Raw genomic sequence first — 13656 nt, 5'->3', positions numbered from 1 at the left:
ACCGCGCCGCGCGCGACAACGGCCTCTGACTGGACGAGAATCCTCCCATGTACGAACGGCTGCGAGTAGATCGCTCGACCACGGTGGACCGGGTCGTGGACGCGCTCCGGGCCGCTCTCTTCGCCGGCGACCTCGAACCCGGTACGCCGCTGCGCGAGCAGCCGCTGGCCGAGGCGCTCGGGGTCGCCCGCAGCACCGTGCGCGAGGCGATGACGATGCTGGTCACCGAGGGGTTGGCGGTCCGCGAGCCGAACAAGGGCGTCAGCGTCGCGATCCTGCACCCAGGCGCGGTCGCCGACATCTGCCGCGCGCGGTTCGTGCTCGAGTCGGCCGGGATCAAGGCCTGGTACGACGCCGAGGAGTCCGCCCGGGAGCAAGTCCGGGTGGCGATGCGGGAGTTCGCCGCGACCGCCAAGGACGGCGCGGACCCGGAGGCGATGACCGAGACGCACCTGGCGATCCACCGCAGCCTGGTCGCGCTGACCGGGAGCGAGCGGCTGATCGCTACGGCCGACTCGATCACGGGCGAGGCCAGGCTGGCGCTCGCTCGGGTGGACGCGCTCCGGCAGGACGCGAAGCAGCAGGTTGCCTCGCACCGCAAGCTGATCCGGCTGCTGGAGAAGGGTGAGCTCGACGAGTGCGTCGAGGAGCTCCGGAGGCATCTGGCCGGAGCCGAGGAGTCCCTGCTGGAAGCCATCGCGATCCCGCACAGTTGATCACTGCACAGCAGCTACCCCGTTCGCGGTGACGTTGTAGCTGGTGCCGCCCACTCGCAGGCCCAGGAGGCGGGCCTCCGGGTCGAGCGTGCTCAGCTGCGGGGTCGCGGCGACGCTGCCGTCGAGGCCGATCTGCAGACCGAAGACTCCCTCGAGGATCAGGCTGACCCAGGAGCCGGACGACGAGCAGGACCAGTCGATCAGGTACGGGAACTGCGGCGGCGACTTTCGTGCTCCTCCGGCCATCGCCGGCACGGCCTCCTCGACGAAGTGCGCCTGACCGCACGGGCCCTGGTTCGCCGTCTTCGCCAGACCGGGCAGCCAGTCCAGCGCCACGTCGCCGCGGCCGAGAGCGAACAGCGCTCGCCCGGCGTCCGCGGGCCAGGCCGGATAGGCACCGTTCCACTGGTGGTCCGGCCGCAGGCTGAAGGCCGCGTCCGCGTCGTACGGCGAGAGCGCCCGCATCCAGGTCGGCGTCTGCAGCTCCCGCTGGAAGAACTCGACCATCTCGGTGCGCTGCGTCTCGGACAGGTCGTCGGCCATCGTCGTACCGACGATGTTGAAGTCGTAGCAGTGCCGGACGGGCCACAGCGTGCCGTCCGGCTGCCGGGCGTGCCAGAAGCCTGCTCCCTCGATGTACAGCTCGTTGACGTGCCCGGCCTGCTCGTCGGCCTCCTTGCGCAGCAGTTCGGCCCGGCCGACGTCACCGTCGCGCTCGACGACCTCGGCGGCCACTCGCAGGCACCAGACGTTCGCCGCGTTGAAGCTGGCCACCTCGTGGACGTAGCTGCTGACGCACTCCATCAGGTTGTCGATGCCGCCGTAGTCGGCGAGCGCGTGGTCCTTGCGCAGGCCGCGCCACGCCGTCGCCCAGTCGTGCAGGTGCTCCGCGACGGGTTTGCGGGCGGTCTCCCGGCCGACCGGTGCCGCGAGGAAGTCGCCGTCCCCGGTGAACCTGACGTAGTCCCGCACCAGCCGCGTCATCGCGAAGTCGTTGACCGAGTACCAGTAGCCGACCGGTCCGCCGGTGAGCCACTCGGTCCCGAAGTGCGCGTGGGTGTCGAGGTCGATCCAGTGCTCGATGTGGCGCCGCATCGGCTCGGGGTCGAGCAGCGCGTGGGTCAGCGAGGAGAGGCTGTAGTCCCAGATGAACGTCGTGGTCTGCCAGTACCGCGGCATCAACGTGTCGTACGTCCGGCCCAGCACGCTCGCCGGGTTGTCCCGGCGGAACCAGATCACCCCGAGCACACCCCACCAGTACAGCTTGCGCAGCGCCTCGTTGGACGTCTCCAGCACCGGCAGCGACCCGCTGAACCCGTCACCGGCCGGGTCGAACGCATCCGCCAGCGCCTTGTCCCACAGCTGCTCGGCCGCCTCCAGCACACCCGGTACGTCGGCCACGCAGGCGTCGTAGTGCTCCCCTGCCTCGGTGACTGTCCCGGTGAGCACGTGGACGTACCCGAGCCGTCCCCGCCCCGAAGCATCGAGCGTGAGCGTCGTCTCGACGAGGGACTGCCCACGGACCTCCCCCGGCCCGTCGAACCCCTGCAGGCTCACCGCCGAGCCCGACTCACCGGTCCCGACCAGGGCGACGCGCCCGTCGGCAGCGGCCAGTGTGTTCGGCTCCGACGGCGGCTCCGGGCGCAGCCAGCCGCTGGGCGAACGCGTCGCCGTACTGGCGAGTGCCAGTCCGATCCGCACCTCCCGCCCGGGCGTCCCCTCCACCTCCAGCTGTACGACGACCGCCGGGCGCCCCGGCGCACAGGCCGTCGTGGTGCGCAACGACAGCCCGTCGACCGTGGTCGAGCGGACCACGCAGTCCGGCCGCCAGACCACGTCCACCTCGCCGCCGTACGAGCGGGCCAGGCGGCCGTCGACGTACAGCTGACCGGTGATGCAGTCGCCGTGCGAGTACGGCGGGAAGTTCACGCTGCGCACGGCGAACACGTCCAGGTCGACCTGCGCGGTCCCGAGGAAGTTGGTCAGGCCGGGCGGGTTGAACATGTCGTCGTAGGTATGGGTGAGGACGTCGCTCGCGAGATCGGCAGCGGTGGGGATGGTCATGCGGAGGCCCAATCGGTGTTCGGCAGGAGGGGATACCAGTCCGGGCGCGCCGGGTCGCGGTCGTACGGGTACGGACCGAGCTCGCGGAACAGCTCGGCGTACTCGGCGAGCTTGTCCCGGTCGAGCTCGACGCCCAGCCCGGGCCCTTCCGGTACGGCGATCGCGCCGTCGACGTACGGGAGCTTGCCGCCGACGATGACGTCGTCGCGCAGGTGGTGGTAGTGCGCGTCGGCGGAGAACGCGAGGTTCGGTACGACGGCGCCGAGGTGCAGCATCGTGGACAGCTGGATGCCCAGCTCGCCCGAGGAGTGCACGGCCACGCCGAGCTGGAAGGTCTCGCAGACCCCGGCGGCCTTCACGCACGGACGGATGCCGCCCCAGAAGGTGGTGTCGAGCAGGATCACGTCGACCGCGGGGTCGCGGACGTTCGCGGCGAGCTGCTCGAAGTTCACCACCACGGTGTTGGTGGCCAGCGGGATCGGCGTCTTGTCGCGGACCCGACGCATGCCGTTCATGCCCCAGGTCGGGTCCTCCAGGTAGTCGTTGTCGAGGTCCTCGATCCCGCGGGCGAAGCGGATCGCCTCCTCGACGCTGAACGCGCCGTTCGGGTCGAACCGAACGCGGTGCCCGGGGAACGCCTCGGCCAGCGCCCGGAGGCAGTCGCGTTCGTAGTCCGGCGCGAACACGCCACCCTTGAGCTTGTGCACGCTGAAGCCGTGCTCGTCGACCAGCGTCCGGGCGTGCTCGACCAACTGATCGGGGGTGCTGATCTCGCCGGTGCCGTCGTCGGCCGGGTGCCGGAAGAACAGGTAGCTGGCGAACGGCACCCGGTCCCGGACCTTGCCGCCGAGCAGCTCGTGCACCGGTACGCCGAGCGCGCGGCCCTGCAGGTCGAGGCAGGCGAACTCGATGGCCGCGAGCAACTGGGTGCGATTGTTGTACAGGCTCGCGGTCGGGTTGGCCAGCATCCAGCGCAACGCCTCGGTACGCGCCGGGTCGTGCCCGACCAGGTACGGCTTCAGCCCCGCGATGGCGGCCTCGGCGCTCTGGCCACCGCCGCCCATCTCGCCGAGGCCGATCAGCCCGTTGTCGGCCTCGACCTCGACCACCGTGCGGACGAACCGTCCCCAGTGCGCACCGTTGCTGTGCCGCAGCGGTGCCTCCAGCGGCACCGTCACCGTCGTCGCCCGGACGTCGACGATCTTCAGTCCGCTCACTTGCCCTCCTCCGGCAGTACGACGGCCAGCCCGGCGGTCAGCCCACCGTCGACCTTCACGTCGGCCCCGGTGACGAAGGCCGCCGCCGGAGAGGTCAGGAAATGGATGACGTCGGCAACTTCCGCGGGCGTCGCCACCCGGCCGAGCGGGTGCGAGCGACCCCATTCGGCGACCACCTCGTCGGTCGACCGCCCGCCACCGAACTCCGCCGCCGAGGTCCGCAGCATCGGGGTGTCCACCGAGCCCGGGCAGACCGCGTTGACCCGGATGCCGTCGGCCGCGTGGTCCACGGCCATCGCCCGGACCAACGAGAGCAGCGCACCCTTGCCCATCGCGTACGCCGCGACGCCGTGCTGCGCGGCGTACGCCTGGACCGAGGAGACGACCACGACGCTGCCGCCGCGGGTCAGCAACGGGACGAACGACTGGCAGGCGAAGAAGACCCCACCGATGTTGATCGCCATCACGTCGTCGTACACCTGGTACGGCGTGTCCACGACGGTGCCGTAACGCTGTACGCCGGCCGCGCAGACGAGCGCGGACAGGCCCTCCTCGCCGACCGCGGCCGCGACCTGCCGCGCTGCGCCCGCGAGCGCGTCGCGGTCCCCCACGTCGACGACCAGTGGGACGACCTGGCCGCCGAGCTCGGTCGCCAGGGCCGCCAGGGCATCGGCGTCCCGGTCCAGGGCGAAGACCCGGGCCCCGGCCTGGACGAGGCGCTCGGCCGCGCCTCGGCCGATCCCGGCGGCGGCGCCGGTGATCACGGCGGTGCCGATCGCCCCGCCGGCCGGAGCGGTCTGCGGTGCGCGCGACGCCGCAGCGCTGTGCGGTTCCTGTGACATGGAGATCCTCCGAGAGATCAGAACTGCCCGAGGGCGAGGCCCCGGGAGAAGAAGCGTTGGGCGGCCAGGAACAGCACGACCGTCGGCAGTGACACCAGCAGGCCGCCGGCCAGCACGGTGGGCAGCGCGGCGCCGCCGTACGTGCTCTGCAGGCCGGTCAGGGCCGGCATGATCGGCCGGACCGAGTCGGACTGGCTCAGCGTCAGGCCGAGCAGCAGGTCGTTCCAGACGAACGTCGCCTGCAGGATGAAGATCGCGGCCAGCGCGCTGCCGGCCATCGGCAGGTAGATGCTGCGGAAGATCCGGAACAGGCCGCCGCCGTCGACGATCGCGGCCTCGAACACGCTGCGCGCGATGCCGGTGAAGAAGTTGCGCATCACGAAGGCCGAGAACGGCACGCTGATCGCGGTGTAGACGACGACCATGCCGAGCCTGGTGTCGTACAGGCCGGAGCTCGCGTAGCCGGAGAACAGCGGCATCAGCACCATCTGCAGCGGGAAGATCGTGCCGCCGAAGATGAACACGAACCACAGGAACCCGCGTTTGAGCCGCAGGACCACGATCGCGTACCCGGCCGCCGCGCCGATCAGCACGGCGAGCACCGGCGCCACGACGCTGTAGAGCGTGGTCGCCAGCACCGTGCCACCGAGCGCGGCCTTGTCCCAGGCGTCGGCGAAGTTGGCGAACAACGAGAACCCGTCCGGTTTCCAGACGGTGGCCGCGTTGAACCCGTCGACAGGCTTGGCCGCGTTCACGACCAGCAGGTACACCGGCAGCAGCCAGATCAGCCCGAGTACGGCGAGCAGCACCGTGCGGACCGGACCCGAGGAGGTGTTCTTCATCGTGAGTCCCCGTCCGCGAGCTGGTAGCGCAGGTAGAGCACCGACGCGGCGAACGTGACCAGGCTGAGGAACAGCGCGATCGCCGCGCCCTGGCCGTAGTCGTTGAGCACGAAGGTCTCCTTGTACATGGACAGCGCGAGCGTCTCCGACGACGTACCGGGGCCGCCTTGCGTCATCACCCAGACCACGTCGAAGGTCTTCAGGCTGCCGACGATCGACAGCCCGATCACGACGGTGGTGATCGGCCGCAGCTGCGGCCAGAGGTGGTGCGCGAACAACCGGAACCCCTCGGCACCGTCCAGCCGGGCGGCCTCCAGCGGCTCGGCCGGGATGGACTGCAGCCCGACCACGAACAGCAGCGCGTTCACGCCGGCCGCCTGCCAGGTGACCGCCACGATCATCATCAGCGTGTTACCCGGCCCGGCCTGCAGCCAGCCTGTGTGCGCGCCGGGCAGCCCGAAGAACCCGAGCGCCTGCCCGAGCGCGCCGTCCGGCTGCAGCACGAAGCCCCAGATGACGCCGACCGCTACCCCGGAGATCGCGTACGGCAGCAGGAACGGCAGGCGCAGCCAGGTCCCCCACCGGTGCCCGTAGGTCAGGACTGCGATCACCAGGCCGAGCGCGACCGGCAGCGTGACCATCCCGACCACCCACAGCAGCGTGTTGGTCAGCGCCCCGATCAGGTCCGGGTCGCTGAACATCGCCTTGTAGTTGGTCAGTCCGGACCACACCGGCGACTCGAGTCCGTCGTAGTCGGTGAAGCTGACGTACGTCGTCCACAGGAACGGCACGTACAGCAGCAGCGCGACGACACCGGCGGCCGGCAGTCCGAACAGGGGCGCCGCCCGGCCACCAGTACGGGCGTCGCGAACCTTCGAGCTCACTTCTGCTTGGCCCAGTACTCGTCCGCCTCGGCCTGGATCTTCTGCAGTCCGGGCATCGGGTCGCCCGGCTTGGTGACGAACGCGCCGAACACCTCCAGCGCCTTGGTCGCGACCGGGACCGGCGTCGCCTCGAACCAGCGGTTGATCAGCCGGTAGCCCTCACCGCCGACGTCCTTGTTCAGGGTGGCCAGGCCCGGGTCCTTGACCTCGGCCTTCGGGTTGAAGGACAGGTCGCCCCGGGCGTTCGCCCACGCCGTCTGCGCCTGCGGGCCGACCCACCAGTCGCTCCACTTGGTCACCGTCGAGGCGTGGTCGCTCTTGGCGGCCGAGCAGACCGGGCCGGTCTCGAAGATCATCGAGGTCTTCGGCAGGGACGCGTTCACGTTCGGGATCACGAAGAAGTCGTAGTCGGTGCCGGCCTTCATCTTCAGCGTGTTCAGCGAGCCGCTGAACCAGGTGCCGAAGTTGACCATCCCGACCTCGCCGTTCTTCAGCTGGCTCTGCGGCTCGGTCTTCGCGCCCGGGTCGCTGAAGTAGCCGGCCTCGATCATCTTCTTCCAGTCGTTCATCACCTCGACCACACCCGGGTCGGTGTACTTGGCCTTGCCGGTCGCGAGCGCGTCGTACAGGTCGGGGTCCTTGCCGGCCAGCAGCGTCTCGAACCAGACGAAGCTGAACAGGATGTTGGTCTGGTAGAACGGCTTCACCCCGGCGGCCTTGACCTTGTCGGCGACCGCGAGCAGCTCCGGCCAGGTCTTCGGGGTGGCGGTGATCCCGGCCTTCTTGAAGACGGCCTTGTTGTAGTACATCACCCAGTAGCCGGCGTTCAGCGGGATGCAGTACTGCTTGTCGTCGTAGGTGAAGTACGGCTTGAGCGCCGCCGGAATGTTGCCGTCAGCAACCGCCTTGGTCCACTGGTCGGTGGTCTCGGCGACCAGCTTCTGGTCGACCAGGTCCTCCAGCTCCTTGCCGGTGTGCCAGGTGAACAGGTCCGCCTTCTCCTTGGTCCGGAACGACGAGCGGATGAACGCGGTGTAGGCGTTGGAGTCGGAGTAGCCGACCGGCTCGATGCCGACCCCGGCATCCTTCTTGCTCGCGGCACCGACCTGGACGAACGCGTCCTTCCAGCCGCCCTTGTCGTTGTAGAACTTCAGCGAGTCGACGGGCTTGTCCTCGCCCTTCGCGGCCGGGGAGCCACCGCCGCCGCAGGCGGACAGGGCGAGCGCGCCGGCCACCGCGAGTGCGGTGAGCGCGGTGCTGCGGTTGGCGATGCGTGTCATGGGTCGACCTTTCGGCTCAGGGGTGGACGCGTTCGTTGATGACGGCGAGCACGCCGCCCAGGTGCTCACGGGTGAGCCGCTCGGCCAGCTCGGCCTCGCCGGCCCGGACGGCGGCGAGGATGGCCTGGTGCTCGACCAGGTCGGTCTGCCGGTCACCGTGGATGTGCAGGATCTCGAGCTGCTCACGGACGTTGACGACGGTGACGGACTCGACCACCTCGGCCAGCGTCGCGTTGCCCGACGCCTGCGCGAGGTTGCGGTGGAAGTCCATGTTGACCTCGGCCAGCCGGGCATGGTCGCCGACGGCGATCAGCTCCGCGGCCGCGGCCAGGTCGGTCGCCATCCGGTCGAGTGCCTCGGCGCTCCGGACCTGGGCCGCCAGCGCCGCCACCGGCGGCTCGATCAGGACCCTGGCCTGGAGCAGCTCGACCAGCCGGTCCGCCGTCGGGGTCGGCGCCAGCGGGTTGGCCAGGACGAGCCTGCCGATGTGCGGACCGACGTACACGCCGGAGCCGTGCCGGAGCTCGACCGCGCCGGTCGCCTCGAGCCGGCGCAGCGTCTCGCGCACGGTCGGTACGGCGACCTTGAACCGGTCCGCCAGGGACCGGACCGACTCGAACGGGTCGCCGGCGGCCAGCTTGCGCTCGGCGATCAGCGTCAGCATCGACGCGGCGAGATCGTCGAGCAGAGTCCGCCGTACGACGCCTGGCGTGCTCATCGGCCGCTGTCCCGGGTGAGGCTGACGCCGACGAACCGTGGCCGGTAGATGCTGACGTCGGCGTACAGGTCGTTGTTCGAGTCGAGGCTGTTGACGTTGTAGCTGACCAGCAGCGTGTTGCCGCGGCGCAGGTCGGGGTGCTCGTGGGAGTTGTAGGTGATGATGTCCGCGTCGCCGTAGCTGCCCGTCGCGCCGGTCTCGGGCGTCCGGTACAGCTCGACCTGGTTGACGAACGGGCCGGTCGGCGAGCAGGAGAAGTAGCCGACGACGCGATCGCTGAACAGCTCGGTGGTGTCGTGCGTGACCAGCAGGTACCCGTCGCCCCAGCGGGTGACGCTGTGCTCGTTGGCGACGCCCTCGAGCACGCGCGCCGACGCGCTCTCGTCCGCCGACCAGCCGCTGCCGGTCCAGTACTGCCAGGGCGCCGCGGCCAGGTCGTCGCCTCGGACCCGCGCGACGTGCTCGTACTTCGACGCGCCCAGGTCCTCGACGCCGTACACGTAGGTGTAGCCGCCTTCGCGCAGCAGCCAGCCGGACCACTGGATGTTGGCCGCCGACGGCAACGGGATCAGCTTCTGCAGCTTCAGCGTCTTGCTGTCGAACCGGGCGAGTGAGTTGCTCGCCCAGTGCCAGTCCCACTGACCCGGCCCGGTCCGCTCGAACCGCAGCGCGACGACGTCGAGGTTCCGGCCGGCCTTGCTCGTGCCCGCGGCGCCGAACCAGTACCAGCCGTTCGCGGGCGGCGGGACCAGTGCCGTCGGGTCGGCCGCCGTACCGCCGGTGACGGTCTTCAGGGTCTTGCCGCGCTGCACCATGAACGAGTTGTTGATGAACGGCGTCGTGGTGGGCCGGCTGCCGTCCGGGTTGACCGGGCCGAGGAAGGTGTCGGAGAAGATCCAGGCGGTCCGGCCTCCGGGCAGGCGGACGGAGTACGTGCTGTCCGCGCCCGTCCAGCCCTTGCCGGTGTCGCTGTAGGCGTTGAACAGGGCCTCGGGAGCGGCGTGCGGCCGCGCGGTCGCCTTCCACGTCGTCCGTACGGTCGCGCAGTTCTGGGTCCCGGTCTGCGCGGCGAACGCGTGCGGCGGTCCGGTGGTGGTCGTCGCCGGGGCGCGGAGGGCGCCGATGACAGGCGACGGGACGGGTTCGGCGGCGGCGGGCGACAGGCTCGTGGCGGCCGCGGCCACCGCGGTCACGGTGGTGACGGCGGCGATCCAGCGGCGGTGTGACTTGTTGTCCTTCACCATCATCCTCTTCGACAGAGACTTACCTCTTGAGAAAATGATCTGATCACTTGGTCATTAGCCTGTCAAGACTCGGGAAGGCTCAGGGTCACCGGTGAGCCGCGGCGGCACGCGCGGATGGGAGGATCGGGAGCATGAAGAACCTGATCATCAAGTTGCTGGCGAACGCCGTCGCGCTGGCGGTGGCGAGCTGGGTCGTCGGGGGGATCACGCTGGAGGGGGCGACCACCGGACGGCGGGTGCTCGCGCTGCTGATCGTCGCGGCCATCTTCGGCGTCGTGAACGCGGTCGTGAAGCCGATCGCCAAGCTGCTCTCGCTGCCGTTCATCATCCTGACGCTGGGCCTGCTGATCTTCGTGATCAACGCCCTGATGCTGCTGCTGACCTCCTGGATCACCGGCAAGCTCGACGTCCAGTTCCACGTCGACGGGTTCGTCGCGGCGCTGCTCGGCTCCCTGGTGATCACGCTGGTCGGCATGCTGCTGAACGTCGTCCTGCCGGACAAGGCGGAGATCCGCTGAGATGAGTCCCGCGGTGAGGCGCGTCGAGGTGGTCTGCACGGGCAACATCTGCCGCTCACCGGTCGGCGAGGTGGTGCTGCGCGCCAAGCTCGCCGAGGCCGGCCTGGACGACGTCGTGGTGACCAGCTCGGGCACGAGCGGCTGGCACATCGGCGACCCGATGGACGCCCGGGCCGCCGCGGCCCTGGCCAGACGCGGGTACGACGGCAGCGCGCACCGAGCGCAGGAGTTCCGCAGCTGCTGGTTCGCCGAGCGCGACCTGGTGCTGGCGATGGACTCGGGGCACCTGTCGGCGCTCAACCGCCGGCTCGGCGACGAGGCCGTGACGGTCGGGCTGTTCGCCGACATCGACGTACCGGACCCGTACTACGGCGAGGACGAAGGCTTCGACGACGTACTCGACCAGATCGAGAAAGCCGCGGACCTGTGGGTCGCGCGGCTTTCTCGCTGACTGCCTACGGCTGGCCGATCTCCGCCTTCAGGGCGGTGAACCACTCCACGTCCGCGTCGAACTCCTTGCCGCCGGCGATCCGCGGGAACTCGATCGCACGCAGCTCGTCGCCGCGCTCCTCGTCGTGGCCGACGACCCCGGACTCACCGCGCAGCGCCGCGTCCACGGCGTAGTCGGTGCACTCCTTGATCAGCGCCAGATCCTTGTCGTTGGCGGCGGCCGAGCGGCTGAAGTACCCGCTCTTCTGCACCATCGTCTTCTCGGCGCCGATCCGCTCGGCGAACTGCTTGGCGAACCAGGCACCCGGGTTGATCGTGTCCAGCTTGACGTGCCCGAACGGGTCCCGGCCGACCTCCTCGCCGCGGGCCTCCAGCTCGGCCACGATCGCCGGTACGCCGGCGCCCTCGGACAGGAAGATGTTCACGCAGTCGTTCTCGTCCATCACGGCCTTCAGGCGCTCGGCCTCGGCGTCCAGGTCGATCGTTGCCTCCGGCACGTACACGGCGTGCACGTCCCAGCCGCCCTGCGTCAGGCCGATGCCCGGGTTCCACTCCTGCGCCGTGACCCACTCACGGTACGACAGCGCGGTGGCGGCGGTGAGCCAGCCGCAGTTGCGGCCCATCACCTCGTGCACGACCAGCATCCGCGGGTTCGAGCTGTGCTCGGCGATCACGTTGCGGGCGAACAGCGCGCCCTGCTCGGCGGCGGTCCAGGCACCGAGGCTCTGCCGGATCGGCACCACGTCGTTGTCGATCGTCTTCGGCAGGCCGACAACGGTCAGGTCGTAGTCGTGCTCGTGCAGGTACGCCGCGAGGTCGGCCGCGGTCGTGTTGGTGTCGTCGCCGCCGATCGTGTGCAGGACGTCGACGCCGTCGGCGACCAGCCGCTCGGCCGCCACCTGCAGGGCGTTCTGCCCGTCGGCGATCAGGCCGCGCTTGACCAGGTCGGCCGTGTTGGTCAGCTTGACCCGGCTGTTGCCGATCGGGCTGCCGCCGAACTGGTGCAGCAGGCCGGCCTTGGCGCGCACCTCGGGCGTCACGTCGACGTACCGGCCGCTGAGCAGGCCGTGGTACCCGTTCAGGTATCCGATGATCTCCACGTCCGGCGCCACGGCGGTGTAGCGCTGGATCAGTCCGCCGACGGCGGACGACAGGCAGGGCGCGAGCCCACCCGCGGTGAGAAGGGCAACTCTGCGGACGGGCTTGTCGGCAGCCATGGGTCGGGTCCTTCCGAAGGTCGCTGAAGTCGCTCACAGCGTAGTGAGGCAGACCACTTCCGGCGCTGGTCGGGGCCCACCAGGCGGACAGGGGCGACCGAAGTACCCGGCGCGTCCGACTTTGGTCTTCGATGCCGCCACGGGTCTACCGCCCGGTCGGCAGTGCCCGGGAGACTGCGGAGATGGGTCTGCAGCTGCGTGGCATCTCGTACGTTCCCGCGACCGATCCGGACGTCGTCCGGGGTGATCTGCGGGCGATCGCCGAGGAGCTGCACTGCGACACGGTGATGCTGATCGAGTCCGATCCCGAGCGGCACCGGGTGGCCGCGTCGTACGCGCTGGAGCTCGGGCTCGACGTCTGGATCCGCCCGTACGTCGAGGACCGGCCGCACCGGGAGGTCCTCGCACACCTGGCCCGGACGGCGGTGATGGCCGAGGACCTGCGGACGCGCTACCCAGGTCGCGTCACGTTGCTGGTCGGCAGCGAGTTCTCGCTGAGCGCGCCGGGGATGATCCCGGGCCCGCGGATCTTCCTGCGGATCCAGGTGCTGATCCGGTGGCGGCGCTTCTTCGACCGCCGGATCACCCGCAAGCTGGGCGTCCTGCTGAAGGCCGCGCTGGCGACCGCGCGGGAGTCGTTCCACGGGCCGGTCAGCTACGCGGCCGGCTACTGGGAGCAGGTCGACTGGTCCGGCTTCGACGTGGTCGGGGTGAACCTGTACCGCTTGGGCACCGACTCCGCGGCGTACGAGCGACGGCTTGATGCATTGGTCGAGGAGTCGAGCAAGCCGGTGGTGATCACGGAGTTCGGCTGCGGCTCGTTCGTCGGGGCGGACCGGCGCGGGCCGGGGTCGTTCCTGATCGTCAACTGGTTCGCCACGCCGCCGCGGGTCAAGGAGGGGTACCAGCGCGACGAGGCGACCCAGGCGGCGTACCTGGGCGAACTGATCGACCTGTACGACGAACGCGGCGTGCACGGGTGCTTCGTCTTCACCTACGCGATGCAGGACTTCCCGCACTGGTCCGACCCGCTGTTCGACCTGGACATGGCCGGGTTCGGGGTGGTGAAGGTCCCGGTCCGCGACACCGACCGGCGCGAGCCGAAGGAGTCGTTCGCGACGGTGGCCGGTCGGTACGCCGGCTCAGCGCAGCGGGACGGCGCGGGGCGGGACCGGGGTTGAGACGACGAACGAGCTGTTGGTCGAGCCATGCACGTTGAGCTTGTCCAGCAGGCCTTCCAGGGCGTCGATCGCGGGGACCTGGACGCGGATCAGGAAGCAGTCCTCGCCGGAGATCCGGTGGCACTCGACGATCTCGGGAGTCGCCTGGGCGAGCTCGATGATCCGCGGAATCTGCCCGGGCCCCGGCTTGAGCCGCACCCAGGCGGCCACCGGCAGACCGAGCGCGGCGGGATCCAGGTCGAGCCGGTAGCCGCGGATCACCCCCGACTCCTCCAGCCGCGTGACCCGCTCGCGCACGGTCGGCGCGGAGACCCCGAGCCGGCGCGCGAGCTCGGTCGTCCGCAGCCGCGGATCGGCGGTCAGCTCGGTCAGCAGCTGGGTGTTCAACTCATCCATCATCTTTGAAGCCTATCCGCCTTCGTTTCCGCAAGTCATTACGCCCTTTCACCTGCAAAACAGCATGTTGGTGGATGCTAATACTTT

At 70.0% G+C, this 13656-nt stretch carries 14 protein-coding genes; 4 read left to right on the top strand and 10 right to left on the bottom strand.

Annotated features, from left to right (window positions below; genetic code table 11):
* The first annotated feature begins 47 nt into the window (after positions 1-47).
* On the top strand, positions 48-716 hold the full coding sequence (locus ACLQ2O_RS03990) for a GntR family transcriptional regulator (protein ID WP_425827256.1): 669 nt from the start codon (positions 48-50) through the stop codon (positions 714-716).
* Here ACLQ2O_RS03990 and ACLQ2O_RS03985 read toward each other — a convergent pair whose 3' ends face one another.
* From ACLQ2O_RS03985 to ACLQ2O_RS03950, 8 genes are read right to left on the bottom strand one after another with little or no spacing between them, the layout of a single operon-like run.
* Entirely contained in the window at positions 717-2780 is a 2064-nt protein-coding gene (locus ACLQ2O_RS03985) for a hypothetical protein (RefSeq protein ID WP_425827254.1), read from the bottom strand.
* Entirely contained in the window at positions 2777-3997 is a 1221-nt protein-coding gene (locus ACLQ2O_RS03980; protein WP_425827252.1) for an enolase C-terminal domain-like protein, read from the bottom strand. Before ACLQ2O_RS03980 ends, ACLQ2O_RS03985 begins: the two co-directional genes overlap by 4 nt.
* Positions 3994-4839: an SDR family NAD(P)-dependent oxidoreductase gene (locus ACLQ2O_RS03975; protein WP_425827250.1), complete on the bottom strand. Its 846-nt coding sequence runs from the start codon at positions 4837-4839 to the stop codon at positions 3994-3996. Before ACLQ2O_RS03975 ends, ACLQ2O_RS03980 begins: the two co-directional genes overlap by 4 nt.
* 17 nt (positions 4840-4856) lie before the next feature.
* On the bottom strand, positions 4857-5681 hold the full coding sequence (locus ACLQ2O_RS03970) for a carbohydrate ABC transporter permease (RefSeq protein ID WP_425827248.1): 825 nt from the start codon (positions 5679-5681) through the stop codon (positions 4857-4859).
* Positions 5678-6565 (bottom strand): carbohydrate ABC transporter permease, encoded by an 888-nt coding sequence (locus ACLQ2O_RS03965; protein ID WP_425827246.1) that lies wholly within the window; start codon positions 6563-6565, stop codon positions 5678-5680. Before ACLQ2O_RS03965 ends, ACLQ2O_RS03970 begins: the two co-directional genes overlap by 4 nt.
* Positions 6562-7845 (bottom strand): ABC transporter substrate-binding protein, encoded by a 1284-nt coding sequence (locus ACLQ2O_RS03960; protein ID WP_425827244.1) that lies wholly within the window; start codon positions 7843-7845, stop codon positions 6562-6564. The genes ACLQ2O_RS03965 and ACLQ2O_RS03960 overlap by 4 nt, the downstream gene beginning before the upstream one ends.
* A gap of 16 nt (positions 7846-7861) precedes the next feature.
* Positions 7862-8563 (bottom strand): FadR/GntR family transcriptional regulator, encoded by a 702-nt coding sequence (locus tag ACLQ2O_RS03955; protein WP_425827242.1) that lies wholly within the window; start codon positions 8561-8563, stop codon positions 7862-7864.
* Positions 8560-9804: a DUF4185 domain-containing protein gene (locus tag ACLQ2O_RS03950; protein ID WP_425827240.1), complete on the bottom strand. Its 1245-nt coding sequence runs from the start codon at positions 9802-9804 to the stop codon at positions 8560-8562. The genes ACLQ2O_RS03955 and ACLQ2O_RS03950 overlap by 4 nt, the downstream gene beginning before the upstream one ends.
* 134 nt (positions 9805-9938) lie before the next feature.
* Between ACLQ2O_RS03950 and ACLQ2O_RS03945 the strand changes: the two genes are divergently transcribed.
* Together ACLQ2O_RS03945 and ACLQ2O_RS03940 are read left to right on the top strand one after the other, a co-directional pair.
* Positions 9939-10325, top strand: coding sequence for a phage holin family protein (locus ACLQ2O_RS03945; protein WP_425827238.1), 387 nt, complete (start codon positions 9939-9941; stop codon positions 10323-10325).
* A 13-nt stretch (positions 10326-10338) separates the two neighbouring features.
* A complete protein-coding gene (locus ACLQ2O_RS03940; RefSeq protein WP_425827236.1) occupies positions 10339-10776 on the top strand; it encodes a low molecular weight protein-tyrosine-phosphatase in 438 nt (145 codons plus the stop codon).
* Positions 10777-10780: 4 nt separating this feature from the next.
* Here the strand turns inward: ACLQ2O_RS03940 and ACLQ2O_RS03935 are convergent, their stop codons facing one another.
* Complete coding sequence (locus tag ACLQ2O_RS03935; RefSeq protein ID WP_425827234.1) at positions 10781-11992, bottom strand: pyrophosphate--fructose-6-phosphate 1-phosphotransferase; 1212 nt, start codon at positions 11990-11992, stop codon at positions 10781-10783.
* A 182-nt stretch (positions 11993-12174) separates the two neighbouring features.
* On the opposite strand from ACLQ2O_RS03935, the gene ACLQ2O_RS03930 reads away from it, so the two are divergent.
* A complete protein-coding gene (locus ACLQ2O_RS03930; RefSeq protein ID WP_425827232.1) occupies positions 12175-13173 on the top strand; it encodes a hypothetical protein in 999 nt (332 codons plus the stop codon).
* Here the strand turns inward: ACLQ2O_RS03930 and ACLQ2O_RS03925 are convergent.
* Positions 13135-13572 (bottom strand): Lrp/AsnC family transcriptional regulator, encoded by a 438-nt coding sequence (locus ACLQ2O_RS03925; protein ID WP_425827230.1) that lies wholly within the window; start codon positions 13570-13572, stop codon positions 13135-13137. The genes ACLQ2O_RS03930 and ACLQ2O_RS03925 overlap by 39 nt on opposite strands.
* Positions 13573-13656 lie beyond the last annotated feature (84 nt).

Origin of the sequence: Kribbella sp. DT2 (assembly GCF_049844575.1) — a bacterium.
GTDB lineage: Bacteria > Actinomycetota > Actinomycetes > Propionibacteriales > Kribbellaceae > Kribbella.
The sequence above is the reverse complement of the archived record's forward strand: the minus strand, read 5'-3'. Positions and strand labels throughout refer to the sequence as shown.